We start from the raw sequence: 19368 nt of genomic DNA, 5'->3' as shown, positions 1-19368 counted from the left end.
GACCGCATATTGTAGCTGCGTCTGAACGAGTTATCCACACGACTTGAGGACCTGAAAAACATTGTGGACAACACATGTTTGCTACCCATGATGAGTCGGGGACAAGCTGAACGCATCATCCGTGCTGTGGATAATCTCGCATCCTGTCCACCTTCCTTGCACCGGCTGCCCTCAGCTGCTCAACGTCTTCTCCACATTCTTATTTGCAACGCAACATAATGATATGTTGATAGTTGTATGGCTTATCCACAATCTTTATCCCCAGTAATAATCACAGCATCAGTCAAGAACTTCCTTTAGTAGTAGTGTTAAGGAAGCGCTGCTCTGTGAAGTCACAAGCCCCCACATCGCCAGCGACCGGCGCGCACTCCTCGATGTCGGGCGGTCAGTGAAAAGATTGCACCCGGGGCTTGAAATCACTAAAATGTCCGGTCTTGAGCCGAATACCCCCGGAGGCCCGAGCGGATTCCGGGCGCCTCTGGATGTCTATCCGTTCCAAAAAACCACTGTGGGATTAACGAGTTATGAAGCGCACATTCCAACCGAGCGTTCTCAAGCGCAAGCGCGCGCACGGCTTCCGTGCTCGCATGGCTACCAAGAACGGCCGCGCCGTTCTGGCACGTCGCCGTGCCAAAGGCCGCAAGCGCCTGAGCGCCTAAGCAGGTCCTGCGTGACCTGTCTGACCTTTCCCCGGCACTGCCGCTTGCTGACTGCCGGGGACTACCGCCGTGTGTTTGATGGGGCGGTGTACAAGGTTCACGGCAAAGGCCTGATGGCGCTGGCTGTTCCTAATGAACTGGGGCACCCGCGCCTGGGCCTTGTCTTCAGCAAGAAGAACGTACGCCGAGCGGTAGATCGCAACCGACTGAAGCGACTGGCTCGAGAGTCCGTTCGCCATGCCCAGCACCGACTTCCCTCTGTGGATATCGTCCTGCTGGCCAGACGTGGCATCAACGAGGCCGACAACGATACCGTGCAGCGACAATTGTTCGGTATGTGGCGTCGCCTTGAACGAGAGGCTGAAAAGTCACGACTCTCGAAAGATCCTCGCCAGGCCGGTGCTGCCCAGCCAGAGCCGCAGCGACGCCGCAGCTAGGTAGTGAGAGACTGTGCAATGCCGACCACACTCCGTCTGAGCATGAGCGAGTCCCTCTCCTGGCCCCTTGACGTCACCTCTCGCGACGCGGAACGTCTTCGTACGAATCTTGGCCTGCCTCTGGCAGGCTTTCGTGTATTTCACGCAGGCGTCTCGCGTGACGCCATCGGCATGTTCACTTCCCTTCGGGCAGACCCCTCATGGACGTAAAACGACTACTCCTGCTGATACCCCTGGCGGTGCTCGCCTATCTGATCATGGTGCAGTGGAACCAGGATTATGGTCAGCCGCCGAGCACTCCCGATGCTCCGGCTATCACCAGCAACGCAGCAGATGCCAGCGACGCTTCTTCTTCTCAAGGCCTCGCGGCACCCAGTTCCGCCAATGATGTTGGCAGTGAACTGCCGGGCAGCAGCGAGCCCGCCGCCAATAGTCGAGATCTCGTCGCGGTCATCACCGACGTGCTCGACGTACGCATTGATCCTCAAGGTGGCGATATCGTCTACGCCGCCTTGCCGCAGCACCTGATGAGCCAGGACGGAGATCGTCCTTACGTGCTGCTGTCCAACAACAGCACGCTGAGCTACGTCGCACGTTCAGGGCTTCAGCTTGATGGCAACAGCGGCCGCATCGCCTTTGCCCCGGAGAAGACCGAATATCGCATGGTCGATGGCCAGGACAGCCTGCAAGTCGACATGACCGCCACCGTCAACGGCATCGATATCATCAAGCGCTTTACCTTCAAGCGTGACGACTATGCGGTCAATGTGTCCTACCTGCTGGCCAATGGTGGCGAGTCCGCCGTCAGTGCACGCTTCATCGGGCAACTGGCACGGGACAACAACCCCGATCCTTCAACGGGTCCCAAGATGGGCATGCGTTCCTTCCTGGGTGCTGCCTATTCGTCACCGGACAACCGCTACGAAAAGATCGATTTCGAGGACATCCAGGCCGGGAACTTCCAGAATCGTGAAGTCGAGGGCGGCTGGGTCGCCATCATTCAGCACTACTTCACCTCTGCCTGGGTGCCGCCGCAGCAGCAGGACAATCTTTTCTACGCTGCCACCGATAGTCAGGACCGTAACGTCGCCGCCTTCGCTGGTCAGTCTCAGACGCTGGAACCGGGGGCAGAAGCCAGCCTTGGCGCGACCCTGTACATGGGCCCCAAGGTCCAGGAGCGCCTCGAGGCCGTTGCCCCCAACCTGGAGCTGACGGTCGATTTCGGCTGGCTGTGGTTTATCGCCAACCCGTTGTTCTGGCTGCTGGATCATATCCACAGCCTGATCGGCAACTGGGGCTGGTCCATCGTGATCCTGACCATCATGGTCAAGGCTGCCCTGTGGCCGCTGTCTGCCAAGGCCTACAAGTCCATGGCACGCATGCGCAAGCTGGGTCCGGAAATGCAGCGTCTCAAGGAGCGCTTCGGCGATGATCGCCAGAAGATGTCTCAGGAGATGATGAAGTTCTACCAGAAGGAAAAGATCAATCCTCTGGGTGGCTGTTTGCCGATCCTCATCCAGATGCCGGTGTTCATCGCGCTTTACTGGATGCTGCTGGAATCCGTCGAACTGCGCCATGCACCGTTCATGCTGTGGATTCAGGATCTGTCGGTGAAGGACCCGTACTTTGTGCTGCCGATCCTGATGGGGGCATCAATGTTCGTGCAGCAGCTGCTCAACCCGACACCTCCGGACCCGATGCAGGCGAAGATCATGAAGATGCTGCCGATCGTCTTCACCTTCTTCTTCCTGTGGTTCCCTGCAGGTCTGGTCATCTACTGGGTGTGCAACAACTGCATCTCGATCGTTCAGCAGTATGTGATCACCCGCAAGATCGAGGACGACCCCGAGGTCGGCAAGGGCTTGAAGACCAAGTAAGCCCCGTGTGATCAGCAAGTGAACCCCCGCCTCGGCGGGGGTTTGTCGTTTCAGGCCGGCGAGCCTGACAGGCGTGTCCCGCCAGGCTGGCAATGCGCTGTCAGGCACCCGACAATAGGCCCAATCCTTCAGGAGCTTGGATATGACCGCCCCGCTTTATACCCAGGACAGCATTTGCGCACTTGCTACCCCGCCCGGGCGTGGAGGCGTCGGCATCATTCGCGTGTCAGGCCCTGCCTGTCGGGACATCGCCAAGGCGATGCTGGGCCATCAACCTGAGCCACGCCAAGCGTTCTATGGCCCTTTCAGGGGCGCTGACAGCATTATTGATGAGGGTATTGCGCTGTTCTTCCAGGGCCCCCACTCCTTCACCGGAGAAGACGTGCTGGAACTGCAGGGGCATGGCGGTCCGATGATCATGGATATGCTGCTGGAGCGCTGTGTCTCCCTCGGCGCCCGGCTGGCAAGGCCAGGCGAATTCTCTGAACGCGCCTTCCTCAACGACAAGCTTGACCTGGCCCAGGCAGAAGCCATCGCCGACCTGATCGACGCCAGCTCTCGGACAGCGGCAGAGAACGCTCTGCGCTCCCTGCAGGGTGAGTTTTCCAGCCGCGTCCAATCGCTGGTTCAGCGACTGATCGAGCTGCGCATGTACGTCGAGGCGGCCATCGACTTCCCTGAGGAGGAAATCGACTTTCTTGCCGATGGCCACGTCGCCGCCAAGCTTCAGCAATTGATGGACCAGCTGGCCGATGTGCGAGCCAGCGCCGGCCAAGGTGCCTTGATGCGCGAAGGCATGAGCGTGGTCATTGCCGGACGCCCCAATGCCGGCAAGTCGAGCCTGCTCAACGCGCTGACAGAGCAGGATACGGCGATCGTCACCGACATCGAAGGCACCACCAGAGACGTCCTGCGTGAGCATATCCACCTGGACGGGATGCCGCTGCATATCATCGATACGGCGGGCTTGCGGGACACCCCGGATGCGGTGGAGAAGATCGGGGTTGCACGGGCCTGGAGCGAAATAGAGAAGGCCGACCGCGTGCTGCTGCTGGTGGATGCCACGACCACCAGTGCCACCGACCCTATGCAGATATGGCCAGAGTTTGTCGAACGACTGCCAGACCCTGCTCGCCTCACCCTGGTACGCAACAAGGTTGACCAGAGTGGTGAAGCAGCAGGGCTCGATCTATCCACAACCCCACCTACCCTCCGGCTGTCAGCCCGCTCTGGCGAGGGTGTGGATAACCTGAAGTCCCATCTCAAGAGCATCATGGGCTTCCAAGCCACCACCGAAGGTCGGTTCTCCGCACGACGGCGACACCTGGATGCCCTGGACAGGGCCAAGGAGGCCATGGATAACGGCAATGCCCAGCTCATGGGCCATGGTGCCGGCGAGCTGCTGGCCGAGGACCTGCGAGACGCGCAGCAAGCCCTGGGAGAGATCACGGGTGAATTCAGCGCCGATGACCTGCTGGGCGAGATCTTCGGCAGCTTCTGCATAGGGAAGTGAAACGGCCAAAAAGATCGAAAAGCATCCAATTAAATACAAATAAGACATTGTTTTATAAAGAAATTTATTATATTTCTTTGCAGGCAATTTGATCCGTTTTGCCCCCTCTTGCTCCGTGTGTGCTCCGAGTATAAGTTTTCGGAGCACTCGGAGCACAAAAGGAGCAAAACATGAAAATCACTATCCAGAAACGCGAACCAGACAAGAACGGCCACCGTGCCTTGCGACTGGTCTACTATCACGGTTCCAAGACGGGTCAGAACGGTTCTCGGGCGCAGAAGCGCTCATATGAGCCCCTGAACCTGTTCCTCTACGACAAACCCCGCCTTCCGGCGGAGCGTGAGCACAACAAGACCGTGAATCAGAAGGCTGAGGCCATCCGGGCAAAGCGGCTGTTGGAAATCGAGTCGTCACGGCATGGACTGGATGATCGGACCAAGCTGTCTGCCAGCTTCTTCGATTACTTCGACCAGTTGACCGACGAGAAGGCTTCCGGGAGCAAATCCAACCATTCGATCTGGATCTCCACCCGTCATCACCTGCACCGATACCATGGCTTGTCTGAGCTGACCTTTGAACAAGTCGATAAGCGGTTCCTGGAGGGGTTTCGGCACTACCTACAGCATGAAGCCACCACTAAATCCGGTACCAAACTGGCCAAGAACACGACCAGCAGTTACTTCAACAAGGTTCGGGCAGCGCTCAACCAGGCCTATCGGGATGGCATTGTCCGCGACAACCCGGTTCAACAGGTTAAGTCCATCAAGCCGGAAAACACGAAACGGACTTACCTGACCTTGGAAGAGGTCCGGGCTCTGACCAAAGCCGAGTGCCGGTATGACGTGCTGAGGCGGGCTTTCCTGTTTTCCTGCACTACTGGCCTTCGCTGGTCAGATATCCACAAGCTGGTCTGGGGTGAGATAGAGGAATTCGCCGATGGCCACTACCGCATCATTTTTCGGCAGAAGAAGCTGGTGAACGCCGGGAACTCACTGCAATACCTGGATCTTCCAGACTCAGCGGTGAGATTGTTGAACCTTGAGAATCGCGGTAAGCCAGGCGATAGGGTTTTCAAGGGTCTGAAGTATGACTCCTACACCAACGTTGCATTAGCGCAGTGGGTCATGCGGGCAGGAATCACCAAGAACGTCACCTTCCATGCCGGACGGCACACCTTTGCGGTCAATCAACTGGCCAGGGGTGTGGATATCTACTCGTTGTCCCGGCTTCTGGGCCACAGCGAGCTCAGAACCACGGAGATCTACGCGGACATACTCGAAACTCGCCGTACAGAGGCCATGAGGAGTTTTCCTGACATATTTGAGGAGACACTGGACGAGGTTGGGGAATGTGCAGCCTAAGTGACGAGAGGGGCTTTCACAGCCCCTCTTTACACCTGCCCCACATCAAACACTCCGCCGTCCTGGTCTTCGGTGGCTCACCAGGTGCTGAGCAGCCGACTGTTCAATCTCTTCCGCCGTCGCGATCCGATTGGACTGGAGCCATTTCAGGATATCTGCACGGCGAAAGAAAATCCGGTGACCATTTGGCTTGAAATGAGGAATCTTCTTTTGGGAGGTTAGCTGGTACAGGGTGCTTTTCTTCAGCCCCGTGTATTCCGCACAGTCTTCAAGACTCATGATCTCCTTGTCGACCTCCGGGGCCTTGCTGCCATTAATGTGGTCCAAAATGATTTTTTTGAGGACCAACATGTCCTGCAATACTCGCTGTAACATTTCTTTTTCTGTCATCGCTCTACCCCTACACCGCCATAACCAAAGTGGGAAAACTGGGAAATTGGGAACACCACGTCAGTTCTCATGTTCAATCCTCTCCAGTTCTTCAAGTTGCCGTCTAACTTGGTCAGGCCTGAGCGCGAAAAACCGCTGAAAATCTCCGTTGACCCTGGTTTTGTAGGTCCCCCGGGAGCGCTCATTACTCACCAAGCAGTCACGCTGTAACAGCACCTCCACTTCCCTCATGTAATGGGTCGGCAGCCCGAGCCGCTTCAGGAAGTGCGATTTATAGATCAACCACAACTCGCGCCCCTCGTGTGAGCGTCGAAAACCAGCTCCCCCCTGGCCACTCGCTTGTTCAATATTACTGAGACTACGCTCCCAGACTTTCATTGCCCGCTCCAGCGCTTTGAGAAGCCGGAATTCCTCAGAGTTTCTGGAGTGGCCTCTATTATCCAGCCAAGCCTTCAGAGTTCTGTGGACTGCCGATAGAGACTCCTCTTCGGACCATGGGAGGATGAAATTCCTGCTACCGAGACAAAGTGCTGCACCAATCAAGGCAAAACGCCGGATGACACGTTGCACCTGGGATGCCATCTGATCGTTTGCCCAAGCACCGCTCAGACGACCAACCTCATGATTTAGATACTGACTTAGCTCAGTGTGACGTTCGGTCAGCAATGACACCCACTCCCGAATGACAGTGCCGTGGTAGCGCTGACAAGATGATTTCAGCTCGTCCACAAACTGTTGCGGATGATTGTGGCCATGTAATTCCTCGAACGCACCGTAGGTGCCAAACACCGGGAGCTCCACCAGACGAATCTGCTGGCCTGCGCGCAACGGTTTACCTATCTGCTGAAGCAGCTCTGCAATCCAGACTTCGCCGCTACTCAACACCAGCGTTCGCCAATGCGAGGTCGCGGCCAGCTCGCCGGAGACGTTAGCCCGTAACTTCCCTGCGCCGTTCATGATCTGATATATCGCCGTATCGATGTCTTCCGGACGGGCCATTCCGATTTCATCCAGCGGCAGCAGCATGTCGTTGTGCTCTGAAGAGACTGCCGCTAATCCGTTGCTGGTTGAGATCCAACTGCGGACATAGCGGTTGCTCCCGTAGACGCTGGCCGCCAATTGCAACAAGGTCGTCTTCCCAGTCGACGATGCTCCAACCAGATGGATGGCGCCATTTTCCATACCAGCAGACGCAATCAGTGGCCCAGCCAGTGCCGTTCCAATGCTGAATATCGCAAGTGGATTACCTCGGCATAGCTGACCGACATAAGTCTGCCAGTCGCTGAGACTGCCGGCCTCCTCTAAAGTTGGAGAACCTGATAACTGGCCTACAAAATGGTGGGGCTCGTCAGCAGAGCCGATCGTCCAGTTACTGGTAGCAAATACTCCACCGTGCCAGCCCGTTCGATTAACCACCGTCGCCGGTTCGGCCAGAGCCATCTGTTCCAACAGATAGTGTTGAAGTCGGTTCCAGCTTGCCTGCCCTGGTGTTAATGGATAACCGCTATCAACCAACATATCTCGCACCTGTCGGGCATTATCGCTGTTGAGGTCTCGGGCATAGACGACCTCGCGTAGCTTCACACCATCGAAATTCTGCCATTCCAGCAACGCTCCGTGTCCGTGCCGTTTGTCGGTTAACCTGGTTCGAGCCATCACCTGAATCCAGCCACCGATACGCTGCCAGTGATCCCCTGATAAGGCATAGAGCCCATCTTCTTGAAGTTTGTATTGCATCAGCTCCACCCTCTCACAGCTTGTCGAGCCAAGCTTTTACATCTTGATAGCGAAAGCGAACGGCCCTGCCATGGGGGTTCGGCTTCACTGGTGCCGGGAACCGACCTTGTTTTACATAACGGCGTAGCGTTGCCTGCGATGTCTTCAGAACAGTGCAGACCTCCTCATAGGTCAGCAGACGCTCAGTCGTGGTGTTTGATTGTTTCTTCATGACTACTCCAGTTGGGTTGTGAATCGTTCGGAGCAATCATCGGAAATATTCGTCTTAGGGGAGAACCGCGGAATTTCCCAAAAAGGGCGCAAAGGAGAGGTCGGATAATAAGCCATTGATTATTAATAGATAAAAATCACAAGAAACCAGAAAAAGAACGCCATAATCGCAAAATTAGGGCTTACACGAGTGGATTTTGTGCATTTAATGATCAAGTTAGCTGCATGACTTTCACATGTGAAAGTCATTTTCCGGTCTCAGAAGCATTTTTTGATTCACTGATGACTGTACGAATTCGAATCACACATTCTTCTTTGAGAAAGGCCTTTGCGAGGCCGTTTCGGGCAAGGCTGAATAGCACCAGGTGCTCGCTAACCGAAATAGCCTCATGAAGGCCCTTTCAGAGGCCCATTCACGCCAAATCAGTAAACGTCGAGTCTGGAAAACATCAACAAGTGCCCAGCGAGTCTTTTTCGAGGCGCTTAGGACCAGCCGCATAAGCACTGGCAGGGAGGTTACTGGACTGAAAGCCCGTCGTTTCCATCTGATTTGGAAAACTCACGCACTGGGATTCCTACGACAACTTATCCAGATTAATAGCGTATGTGCTGCTCATATCTCCAAGAGGCGACCTATTAGAGCGCATGGAATGAGCTCAAAGTTATCCAAATCAGATAGGTATGTGTAGCGATTGGAAAGTCCTCCAGGGCGGTAATCCTCTCGTCCTGGAGAAATATCGGAGCAGGCTTGCGTAGATGCCGGCACTAATGACACGTCAGGACAGGCTTACGCATTCCGTAACTCTTCAAACTTACTCCGAGGCAGCCACTCAATTGCCAGATCACTGCCGCAAACTTTTACAACGCCCTGGCTAGCGTTCGGTTTATCGTGTTTGGCGCGATACACCAGCAAGGTGTCCAGCAGCTCCATCAAATGCATTTTGAAGCCGGAATCCTTCAATGAATCGTGATCAGCCTCCTCGAATCGCCAACGAGCATGATCGAGACGGTTATCATCGGTATCACTCAGAAAAAACACTTCCCCTTCTGCTCGATTATCTGCCAAGTACTGTTCCGCCAGTTGGTCTAGTCGGGTTTGATCGAAGTTAGCGTCGTAGCTCATATCTCGTTTCCTCCTGATAAAGTCGTGCTGTCAGCACAACTCAAGCCTGTTAAAAGTTCGTCCAGAACGCCCCGTTGTGGGCTGTTAGAAAAATCGGCAAGGTGGATGATGCCTTGGTACTCAAGGGCTTCGGCGTATGTCATAACCCGAGGAAATATCTTGCTTTTCAGTGCAGCAGGCTCTGAAAGCTTCAGAGTCGGCATCAGGTCCTCTATAGAGCGATCAGCATGCTCTGTCAGCAGGCAGCCCACATGGAGCATCTTGGAGCCGTAAAACAGCATAAGAACCGCCTCTTTGGCCCATGGCCCGGTCTCCAGTCGATAGAAAGCGCCACGGTTACGCGTCCCATTACCCGCTCGGAAAAAATTAAATCTAGGCGCGTACAGGAGGCCGGAAGCATCTTTTTGAAAAGCGGTATGGACGAAGGGCCTCAGCAACTCTACGTTTTCCGGCCCAATCCTGGTCATGTCACCTTTACTGACAAACGGCTCGAATAGCTCTTCGAGATTGCTTGTTAATGCTTGTTCAAGCCAACTTGCGTGTATGGCAGGTAATTCTCTGGTCAACTGGATTGCCTGCTCGTGGTGTCGCTTTCCCTCGGCAATGCCCTCTTCGAGAATGTCTTTTAGCGTTTTCACCTTGCTCACATACTCCTTCGTTGCCCGTTCTACCACTGCCTGATAATCCCGCAACGCCCAAGCGATGTGAGATTGCCGGTCGACAGCGTTGACGCATGACTCAAGCCAAGTATGAATACTGTCTTGTTGGGTATTTTTCCGGTAACTGAGATTTTGATAGTGAGCGACCGGTTGGCTGCTGGTGTTGAGCAAACGGGATGTCCGGTGACAAACCGTTAACCCACCCAAACCAAAGGCAGAGGGGGCCTGTCGATTTTTAGTCAGGTAAATAAACAGCGTCTCGTCTGCCTGTGCCGGATCCGTGGCATTAATCACCTCAAGGTAACGCGCAACCTGCCGGGGCTGGTCCTGCGCATTGAGTTTGTTTTCGACAACGATCTGACGTTTACCATCAGTTATCCACAGGTCAATCTGATCTCCCTGGCCATCCGGACAATGTTCTTTCAGCACGGTTACGGATGTCGGATCCAGCCAATCCTGTCGTCCGATAGCCTCCAGGAACAGTTCCAGAAACCGCGTTCCCTGATAATGCTTCCCCTTCGGATTCAGCAGAGCATAGATAAACCGGGTATGAAGCCGGACTTCATCATTGACTGACAGAACCGAGCTGAGCAGATTGAAGTCATTCAATCCCTTTCGTTTTTGTTCTGCTTGTTCCTCGTCAAACGCTTCCAGCGCAGCGAAGAGTTCTTCCCATGATTCCATTTCGCCTGCCTTATCCCGTCTCAACGCTGGTTTTGACCTGGTTATACACAGCCCGCATCAGGTACTGGGACGCGATATTGCGGAAGGACTCGTCGTTCATCAGGCGTATAAAGATGTCTTCGTTGCCGTCCATTCGCTCTACAAACAAGTTCTCAAGCTGCTTGTTAAATACCGGTTCGAAATTCTCCAGGCTGTTGGCCATGACGGCCTGCCGTAGCTGTTCGTTGGCAACGGCGGTTTCCTTCACCTGATCGAAGAACAGCTGATCCGCCGGGGTAAATTCAGTACCAAATCGCTCATTGAGCTTGTCGACCAGCGTCGATAACTGCACCTCTTCCTCGGCCTGGCCGGTGCCGACCTCTGTCGGGCCATACAAGGCTTCCGGCTCGCCTACTTTCAGGTCGATGGCTCCTTCACTGATTTTCTGAAGCCGGTAGTACTTCAGCTCTACCTCGTCATCAACCTGCACCGTGCGCGTATCGGTGGTGTAAGGCAGCTTGGTGAGCAGGAAGCGGGAATAGGTGTACAGCTTCTCGTGGTCCGAGTCCTGATAAGGAATAATCTGGGCAACGAAGCCGTACAGGTTACGGAAGCTGACCAATTGCCCCTTGAACAGGGCTTGGTCTTCCTCGCTCAATTTCTTGAAACGCTCGACAGCCAGGTCAATCAGACTGTTCAGTTTCTTGTGTTCGCCGCCCGTCGGGTTCAGTCGGTTCCGGAACCAGATCTCGCACCACGCGCTCACCTCACCCTCTGTAAAAATCTGCCAGGTGGACAGGGTGTGGGCCAGGTTGTTGAGCTGCTGAGGGTCGGTATCCTCTTCCTTGGTGGTCACCTCGTAATAGGGTTTGAACGCCTTGTAGATTTCATCCGGCTCATTCACGAAGTCCAGGACAAAGGTATCTGTCTTGCCCCTGGCCGTTCGGTTAAGCCGTGACAGCGTTTGCACCGCCTGAATGCCTGACAGCTTCTTATCCACATACATGCTATGAAGCAGTGGCTGGTCAAAGCCGGTTTGGTATTTTTCAGCGACCAGTAACACCTGATATTCCTCGGTGTTGAATTTATCCGGTAGCTCAGACTCCTTGATGCCCTCGTTCATACCGACTTCGGTAAATGTCTTGTCAGCATATTCCTTGAGAGCGATTTCTCCCGAGAAGGCTACAAGGGACTTCACATCCGTATAGCCTTTAGATTTGATGTACTTGTCGAAGCCCAGCTTGTAGCGCACCGCATGTTCACGAGAGCTGGTCACTACCATGGCCTTTGCCCGACCACCGATTTTGTGGCGGGTATGGGTGCGGAAGTGCTCAACGATCACCTCGACCTTCTGCGCTATCTCATAGTCGTGGAAGGAAACAAAACGAGCCAGCGCCCTTGCAGCCTTGCGGCGCGGCACTTCAGGGTCATCCTCCACCTTCTGGATCAGCTTGTAATAACGTTTGTAGCAGGTGTAGTGGGCCAGCACGTCAAGGATAAACCCCTCTTCAATGGCCTGCCGCATACTGTAGTGATGGAACGGAGCTTCGCCGTTTCGTCCCGGCTCGTTGAACACCGCCATGGTCTTGAATTTGGGGGTTGCGGTGAACGCAAAAAAGCTCAGGTTTGGCTGCTTAGCACGTTTGAGCTGCTCACGGATGAGCTCCTTTTTGGCCTCGTCGCTAAGGCTTTCGTCTTCCATGTCCAGTAATTGCTCAGCGATGGCTGACTCGATGCCATCCTTGTTCAGGATCTTCCGCAGCTCCATGGCCGTTTCGCCACTCTGGGAGCTGTGGGCCTCATCCACAATCACCGCGAAGCGTTTGCCTTCCGTCGAAATTGAGATGCCTTTGCCTTTCTGCTCCAGCGTGCGGATGGCCTGACTGATGAAGGGGAACTTCTGGATAGTCGAGATGATGATCGGCACCCCGTCAGCCAGCGCCTTGGCCAGTTGCTGAGTATTCTCGTCGATCTTCTGAACAACGCCCAACTTGTGCTCGAACTGGAAGATGGTGTTCTGCAATTGCTGGTCGAGTACCCGGCGGTCGGTAATCACCACCACGGAATGGAATACCTTCTCGTTGTTAGCATCGTGCAGACTGGACAAACGATGAGCCAACCATGCAATGGAGTTGGATTTACCGGAACCCGCAGAGTGCTGTACCAGATAGTTATGGCCGGAGCCCTTGGCTTTTGCGTGCTGGGTCAGAGACCTTACGGCATCCAGTTGGTGATACCGGGGGAAAATCAGCGTTTCCTTGCGGTGGCGCTTGATTCCCTTTTCGGTCACGACCGTTTTATCCTCAACCTGAAGGTGCAGAAAACGGGCGAGGATATCCATCAGGCTGTCCCGCTCCAGCACCTCTTCCCAGAGGTAGGCGGTACGAACATCACCTTCCATGGGCGGGTTGCCAGCGCCGTGATTAAAACCCCGGTTGAAAGGCAGGAAAAAGGTATCCTTACCCTCCAGGTGGGTCGTCATAAACGCTTGCTCGGTATCTACCGCAAAATGCACAAGGCAGCGATTCTTGAAGACAAACAGCGGGTCTTTGGGGTTCCGCTCGAAGCGGTATTGAGACTTGGCATTTTCAACGGTCCACCCGGTCGCCGACATGGCATTTTTCAGCTCCAGTGTGGCAACTGGGAGGCCGTTCACAGCCAGTACCATGTCCGGAATTGCGCCCGTCTTGGTATGTACCTGACGAACCACGGTAAGCCTGTTCGCGGCGTAGCGTTCAGCCGCGCCGGTATCAATACTGGTATTGGGAGCAAAATAAGCCAGCTTCACCGACTTGCCGACGCATTTGAATCCCTCGCGCAACACGGTCAATGCGCCTTTAGCGGCCAGTTCCTTGGTGAGCGCATCCAGGAGCATACTCTCGGCTTTGCTCGCATCCAGGTTGTTCAAACGCTCCCAGATCTTGGGTTGTGTCTTCTGCACAAATCTCACGACATCCGCCGGGAACAAGGCGGTTTCAGCATCGAAACTGGCGGGATCTCCCTTCTGATAGCCACCCTGGTTGATCAGCGCCTGCTCGATGGCGTTCTCGAAGTCGATTTCTTTGTGCATAACCTATGTTCCTTTTTAAAACTTGGCTGGGTTCCAGCGACTACTCTTGCTCAGAATCATCGTTCTGCTGCTTTCCCAGCTTCTTCTGCGCGTTTTCTACTTGTTTGACGCTTTTATCCGGCGTGGGCAGGTTTTCTGGCATGGTGCCGCCCAGTTCGCCAATGGTTTGCCGAACCTTTTGGCCTACCTCGAAATGGGTTTTGTTGGCGTTCTGCTTACCCTGAATGTTGTCCCGGCGAAGCTTCTCTTCTGCCTGTGTAGCACGGAACAGGTTGGCAGCGAGCTCTGTGCTCCCCATGTAGTCCAGAATTTTGTGGCTCTTCTTGAGTCCTTTCCTGGCATGTAAATCCTTGGCGCCCAGACCCCCGTATAGCCCTTTGTAGCCATGATCCTGAAAAATGGCGTAATCCAAGGGGGTCTCTACACCAGCATCCTGGGCAGCCGCAGCCAGGTACTTGTTGTGGGCGATAAGCTCCTTACGGATTGCCAGGCGCTTCTCATCCTCGGAGAGGGATGTGAACTGCTCGCTGTCCTCCAGCTCCTGTCGGCGTGTCTGGATAGCAAAGTAGGTCTGGCCGTTGGCGATGACCGGCTTCGTGGGATCGCCGTTCTGTACGATCAGGTAGCAGGCATAGCGTGACAGGTGGACATCCGGTACCTCACGTTGCGCTCCGGAGCCGATACCAACCATTTTGCGCACGTCCGCAAAATGGTCTGCAACGATGTTCCCGGACCTTTCACAGGCATGTTTGGCCTTATCAATAACCGGGACAAAATTCCGCCACTGCGGATATTCCAGCAGGGGTGCCAGCTCCCTGGCTGACCAGAACTCGTTACCATGCTCATCCTCTCTGCGGATGCCTTCAAAGCTCTTGTGGTGAGTATTGGTGGACGGCGTATCAGCCATGGGCAACCTCCCTTTGCTCAGTGGTAGTGGGTATGCAAAAGTCCCGCACGTCGATCTTGCCAGTGACGGCGTTGGTGATCAGGGCAGAGCGGTATTCCTGCAACCGTTCAATGACTGCCTTTGTTTTTTCTTCTTGAAGTGAAATCCTATCGCTTTTTTCCGTCAGTACCTTAACGATAGCTCTTTGCTCGTCGATTTCTGGAAGCACGAATTGGTAGGATTTAACGGACGCCTGGGGAATATTGTTTGCCAAGCCATCAGCACCGCTTATCGATAACTCAATTTGTTCCCGGATATACTTTGATTTCATTGCAAAAACAAAGAAATCAGGATCAATTAACTTTTCATTGAGCGAAATTCGGTACGTCTTGTCAGAAAAAATGAGATTAGCTCTACAAGACTTTATTCTTGCGACCGAACCGATGAGATGCTTTGAGCCGCTGGCTCGACACATCAAAATGTTGCCAGGTTTTACTTCCAGAGACTCAATAGGTGTCAGTGATGCTGGTAGAGTCTTATGTTGTCGTTCGTCAAATATCCCATAGTTGACACAACCCGATTTCAAAACTCCCCATTCGTCCTTAGATGCTTCACGAGCTTCACAAGAAGGGCTCCAACCCTGCTCAAAACGAATTATAAGACGAACAAGCAGAACTCTATGCCAATGGCCTGGAATCTCCCCCAGCCAATCAACACCTGAATCCTTCATCGATACCGACGGGTCGAGCCCTTTAGTTACTGCCTGACTGATTAAAGCCGTGCGTTGTTCAGCCAGTTTGTCCAAAAGAGACTGCTTTTTGGCAATCAGTAGATCAATCTGTGCAGTTTTGTGGTCAAGAAAACGACCAATAGTCTTTTGTTCCTCTATTGGGGGAACAGGCGAGACTGCATTCGCGATTGCATTTTGTGGCAATCCAAACCGCGTCACACCATTTGCGGCAACGATAAATTGGGCATTAAATCCCTTGGACTGGAAAAGTCTTAATAAAAACCGACCATCCAGATGCTTTGGTTTAATCTGCGTTAGGTGATAACCACATACTAAATTTTTAACATTTTCCGATGCTGAAGCTGGAATGGCTATATCATTACGATCTTCAGAGTCCTTTGTAACTATTACGTCGCCGAGCTCGACTGTAAATTTCTTGATTTCCTCTTTGGTCGCTGTCGCTCCCATGAAACTTAATGAGCCGTCGATATGCTCATTTTTATATACGTCAGTGTAATTACACAATAAAACAGGCACTTCATCTTCGATGGTTTTTTTATCTACATTACTAGGCTGGACTACAGCTAAAAACTTCAGTTTTTTTGTTGTCCAATGTGCTGGAATATCCCCCAACCAGCGAGAGCCTGAATCTATATATTCTTTATACGTTGGGAACACCATCAAACCACCTCCGCCAACATAGCGACGATTTCCCTTTCCAATTCACTAATTTCACCAGCGATTTCTTCAAGCGGGCGTGGTGGCTCATACACATAGAAATGTCGGTTCAGCGGAATTTCGTAACCAACCTTAGTTTTGCTATGATCAATCCAGGCATCCGGCACATGGGGCAATACCTCAGCAGCCAGGTAGGCCTCGCAATGGTCCTTTACCAGCGCAAGCAGCTTGTCATGATCGGTTTCGTTGTCGTATTTCAGCGGTAAGGGCAGGCTGATATCGTTGGGCAGAATCACATTCTCGGTATCACGCAACTCCGGATCTGGCTCTGGATTGCCCTTCTTGTCACGACAAATGTCAGCCTCTGGGTCTCGTTCTGACAGCGCGGCCAGTATCGCCTTCTTCACCGGAGCACCTACCTTGAGGTCGGCCTTCTTAAAAGCCTTGTTCAAAACGGCTTCGAATTCGTCCCGGTTCTGATAAAGGATGTTGCCATCCAAACCCTCCAGCAGGTCTTTGATGGCAACCTGAGTCTGTTTACCTGCCTCAATTTCCGCCTGATAGGCCGCTTGGTCCTTGCGCTTTTTACTGGTGGCCAAGTTAGCAAAGGCCCGCTGCTCGTCGAGTCGAGCAATTCTCTGAGAGCTGGCCTGGAAATTCAGCCTTAGAGGGCGTTCCACTGTGATTTTCAGATAGCCAAACTCGTGGTTATTAAAGATCTTGCTGACGGTACGGGTTTCGGTTCCGGTCGGCCTTGATGATCCTTTGGTATGTACCGGCGCTACGGAGGTCGCCTCATGCTGATGTTCGGCGTAGAGGCGAACCAGTTCTCGGATATGCTCCTCAGCCAACTCATTTCGCTTGTTACCCAGGCTTTTGTCCATCTTTTTGTAATGGCGGGTGCCGTCGATTAGCTGCACTTTGCCACGACGGTGTTCCGTCTTGCGGTTACTGACAATCCAGACGTAGGTATAAATGCCGGTGTTGTAGAACATCTGATCTGGCAGGGCCACGATGGCATCGAGCAGGTCGTTTTCGATAATCCAACGTCGAATATTGCTCTCACCACTACCGGCATCGCCGGTAAATAACGGGGAGCCGTTGAAAACCACGGCTATCTTTGAGCCGTCACCACCTTCATTAATGCCATCCACCAGTTTCGGCGGGTTGTGCATCTTGGAAATCATGTGTTGCAGGAAAAGCAGCGAGCCATCATTGATTCGGGGCAGACCGGCACCAAAGCGCCCGTAAAAGCCCTGGTCGTCGTACTCCTCACGAACGAAATCTTCTTCCGGCTTCCATTCAACCCCAAAAGGCGGGTTGGAAAGCATGTAGTGGAATTTCTTCTCCTGGTGGCCATCGTGCGGTACGAAGCCGTTGTTTTTGTTCTTGGCGTCTTTCACGCCCAGCGTGTCCCCATAGATGAGGTTGTCGATGGGTTCGTCTTTGATCAGGAGGTCTGAGCAACAAATGGCGTAGGATTCAGGATTGTACTCCTGGCCGAACAGCTCGATGTGGGCATCGGGGTTCAATCCTTCATGGGTACCGTCACCGCAAATGTACTTTTCAGCTTCCGAGAGCATGCCACCGGTACCGGCTGTGGGATCGTAGATGCTTCGGTAAATGCCTGGTGCGAAAATGCCTTCCTCATCGGTAAACAACAGTTGCACCATCAACCGGATGACTTCACGGGGAGTAAAGTGGTCCCCGGCCTCTTCGTTGGCTTGCTCATTGAACTTTCTGACAAGCTCTTCAAACAGATAGCCCATCTGTAGGTTGCTGAGGGTCTTAGGTGAGAGATCAATTTCGTTGCTACAGAACTCTTTGAGAATCAGGAAAAGGCGGTTGGCCTCATCCAGCTTGGCGATTTCCGCCTCGAAATCGAACTTATCAAAGATGTCCCGAGCGCGGGGTGAGAAACCCTGGATGTAGGCAATCATGTTGCCCGCAATGTTCGGCGGATCAGCCAGCAGCTTATCGAAGGTGAAGCCGCTGGTATTGAACAGTTCCTGTTTGCGGCCACTGGTGGCAATGCGCGAAAGCGCCTTTTCCAGTGCAGGGCCGGTTATGCCGCGGGCTTCCAGGCGTTCCTTCTCAGCCAGTACCTTTTTCTGGTTTTCCGCCAATACCAGGTCAAACCGACGCAGGACGATCATTGGTAGCATTACCCGCCGGTACTGGGGTGGCCGATACGGGCCTCGCAGCTTGTTAGCGATGTTCCAGATGAAGCCGACAAGGTTTTGATGATGGTTTTGTTGCATGCTGTTCTCGCTATTTAATATCTGTTGTTAACTACTTGGCGCTGCCTCGTCACCGGTGCCGGCATAGCCAGGTGCCAGGACAGCGTTAGCGCAGTGTTCAAGAATGTTGTGGTTACGCAGCCACAGGTGATATTCCTGCTCTGGCAGCCGATGATCGGGGCTACAGTCCACGTTCCAATGGCGTAGCAGGTAGCCAGCACGAGCGGCACGGATGCTGAGCTGTCGGACCGGCTGGTTGTTCTGCCGGGACATATTAAAATCCAGCGCAATAGCCTCCGGATGACTGTGGCACGGGTGCGGGATGAGCTCTAAGGTCAGTTGCTCATTCCATTCGGCATCCGACGTTTGATGCTCATGCTCTGCGATATCCGCTTTATCGATGGACTTTTCACAGATATGGGCGCTGGTGATGCGATTGCACACAAAATCTCGGAATGCACCGCGTTTTCGGCAGTAGCCGCGCATGTGCCAACGCTGGCCGTTGTTGACGATGCTGTGCGGCACAACCACACGCTCGCTAGCGCCTGAACTGAGGGACTGGTAGGTCATCCGCACAGCCTGTTGTTGGCTGATGGCCCGGCTCACTGTCGACAGCACATCCTGTGGTGGCGCGATCAAATCTGGTGCATCCTCACAGAAACCGGACTGGCCAGGAGTCACCGATAGCCCGTCGCCAAAGCCGTGAGCCAGGGTTTTCAAGGCGGCATGGGGCTCATGGTGGAACAGAGGCTGATAGTTGTCGGTACGGTAGTAGCGCTTGTTTTCGTGACGGAGGATCAGGTTCTCGTGGGCTAGTTCACGGTAGAGAGTGAAGTCCCGGGTGCTGGAGGCGACTGCGGTGCCGAAGTGCGCCATTAGCTCACTTCGGCCCACTGAGCCGTGGTATTGCAGGCAAAAATCAATGAACGCCAAGCGCTCGCGCTGGGCGTGTGAGTGATTTTCGAGCTTTAAGGCGGCGTTTCCCGGCACGTTTGCACCTTTTCTGACTAAACATGGTTAGCCACCTTATTACACAAACCTATATTATGCAATCATTTTGATTTGTCCTATAGAACTTTCACATGTGAAAGTTTTGGCTCCTTTCCAGATGGAAAAATGGGTGCATAAAGCCCGC

15 protein-coding genes are annotated in these 19368 nt (G+C 53.7%); 5 read left to right on the top strand and 10 right to left on the bottom strand.

Annotated features, from left to right (window positions below; all coding sequences use genetic code 11):
* Positions 1-524: 524 nt before the first annotated feature.
* From rpmH to KUV86_RS07390, 5 genes are all read left to right on the top strand, one after another.
* Positions 525-659, top strand: coding sequence for a 50S ribosomal protein L34 (rpmH, locus tag KUV86_RS07410; RefSeq protein ID WP_008959105.1), 135 nt, complete (start codon positions 525-527; stop codon positions 657-659).
* An 11-nt stretch (positions 660-670) separates the two neighbouring features.
* Positions 671-1096 carry a ribonuclease P protein component gene (gene rnpA / locus KUV86_RS07405; protein WP_206942095.1) on the top strand — a complete coding sequence of 142 codons (426 nt, stop codon included), beginning with the start codon at positions 671-673 and terminating at the stop codon, positions 1094-1096.
* A 200-nt stretch (positions 1097-1296) separates the two neighbouring features.
* The gene (gene yidC, locus KUV86_RS07400; RefSeq protein WP_206942094.1) at positions 1297-2973 is read left to right on the top strand and encodes a membrane protein insertase YidC; all 1677 of its coding nucleotides are present in this window, start codon (positions 1297-1299) and stop codon (positions 2971-2973) included.
* Positions 2974-3115: 142 nt separating this feature from the next.
* Positions 3116-4486, top strand: a complete 1371-nt coding sequence (mnmE, locus tag KUV86_RS07395) for a tRNA uridine-5-carboxymethylaminomethyl(34) synthesis GTPase MnmE (protein ID WP_222162270.1) — start codon at positions 3116-3118, stop codon at positions 4484-4486.
* 170 nt (positions 4487-4656) lie between these two features.
* Positions 4657-5847 carry a site-specific integrase gene (locus KUV86_RS07390; RefSeq protein WP_222484261.1) on the top strand — a complete coding sequence of 397 codons (1191 nt, stop codon included), beginning with the start codon at positions 4657-4659 and terminating at the stop codon, positions 5845-5847.
* 45 nt (positions 5848-5892) lie between these two features.
* On the opposite strand, the gene KUV86_RS07385 is transcribed toward KUV86_RS07390, so the two are convergent.
* From KUV86_RS07385 to KUV86_RS07340, 10 genes are all read right to left on the bottom strand, one after another.
* Positions 5893-6237, bottom strand: coding sequence for a helix-turn-helix transcriptional regulator (locus KUV86_RS07385; RefSeq protein ID WP_222484260.1), 345 nt, complete (start codon positions 6235-6237; stop codon positions 5893-5895).
* 60 nt (positions 6238-6297) lie between these two features.
* Positions 6298-7974, bottom strand: coding sequence for a DUF927 domain-containing protein (locus KUV86_RS07380; protein ID WP_222484259.1), 1677 nt, complete (start codon positions 7972-7974; stop codon positions 6298-6300).
* 13 nt (positions 7975-7987) lie between these two features.
* Positions 7988-8185 (bottom strand): helix-turn-helix transcriptional regulator, encoded by a 198-nt coding sequence (locus tag KUV86_RS07375; protein WP_023011906.1) that lies wholly within the window; start codon positions 8183-8185, stop codon positions 7988-7990.
* Positions 8186-8971: 786 nt separating this feature from the next.
* Positions 8972-9307: a hypothetical protein gene (locus tag KUV86_RS07370; protein WP_222484258.1), complete on the bottom strand. Its 336-nt coding sequence runs from the start codon at positions 9305-9307 to the stop codon at positions 8972-8974.
* Positions 9304-10650, bottom strand: a complete 1347-nt coding sequence (locus KUV86_RS07365; protein WP_222484257.1) for a PD-(D/E)XK nuclease family protein — start codon at positions 10648-10650, stop codon at positions 9304-9306. The genes KUV86_RS07370 and KUV86_RS07365 overlap by 4 nt, the downstream gene beginning before the upstream one ends.
* Before the next feature lie 10 nt (positions 10651-10660).
* On the bottom strand, positions 10661-13699 hold the full coding sequence (locus tag KUV86_RS07360; protein ID WP_222484255.1) for a type I restriction endonuclease subunit R: 3039 nt from the start codon (positions 13697-13699) through the stop codon (positions 10661-10663).
* 40 nt (positions 13700-13739) lie between these two features.
* The gene (gene dinD / locus KUV86_RS07355) at positions 13740-14606 is read right to left on the bottom strand and encodes a DNA damage-inducible protein D (protein WP_222484253.1); all 867 of its coding nucleotides are present in this window, start codon (positions 14604-14606) and stop codon (positions 13740-13742) included.
* The gene (locus tag KUV86_RS07350; protein WP_222484251.1) at positions 14599-15996 is read right to left on the bottom strand and encodes a restriction endonuclease subunit S; all 1398 of its coding nucleotides are present in this window, start codon (positions 15994-15996) and stop codon (positions 14599-14601) included. Before KUV86_RS07350 ends, dinD begins: the two co-directional genes overlap by 8 nt.
* Positions 15996-18254: a class I SAM-dependent DNA methyltransferase gene (locus tag KUV86_RS07345; protein WP_222484249.1), complete on the bottom strand. Its 2259-nt coding sequence runs from the start codon at positions 18252-18254 to the stop codon at positions 15996-15998. Before KUV86_RS07345 ends, KUV86_RS07350 begins: the two co-directional genes overlap by 1 nt.
* 27 nt (positions 18255-18281) lie before the next feature.
* Positions 18282-19223, bottom strand: a complete 942-nt coding sequence (locus tag KUV86_RS07340) for a helix-turn-helix transcriptional regulator (protein ID WP_222484246.1) — start codon at positions 19221-19223, stop codon at positions 18282-18284.
* Between the last annotated feature and the right edge of the window lie 145 nt (positions 19224-19368).

It is taken from the genome of Halomonas sp. DP8Y7-3, assembly GCF_019801675.1.
Taxonomy (GTDB): Bacteria; Pseudomonadota; Gammaproteobacteria; order Pseudomonadales; family Halomonadaceae; genus Halomonas; species Halomonas litopenaei_A.
Note: the sequence above shows the minus strand (reverse complement) of the source record. Positions and strands in the feature narration are given on the sequence as shown.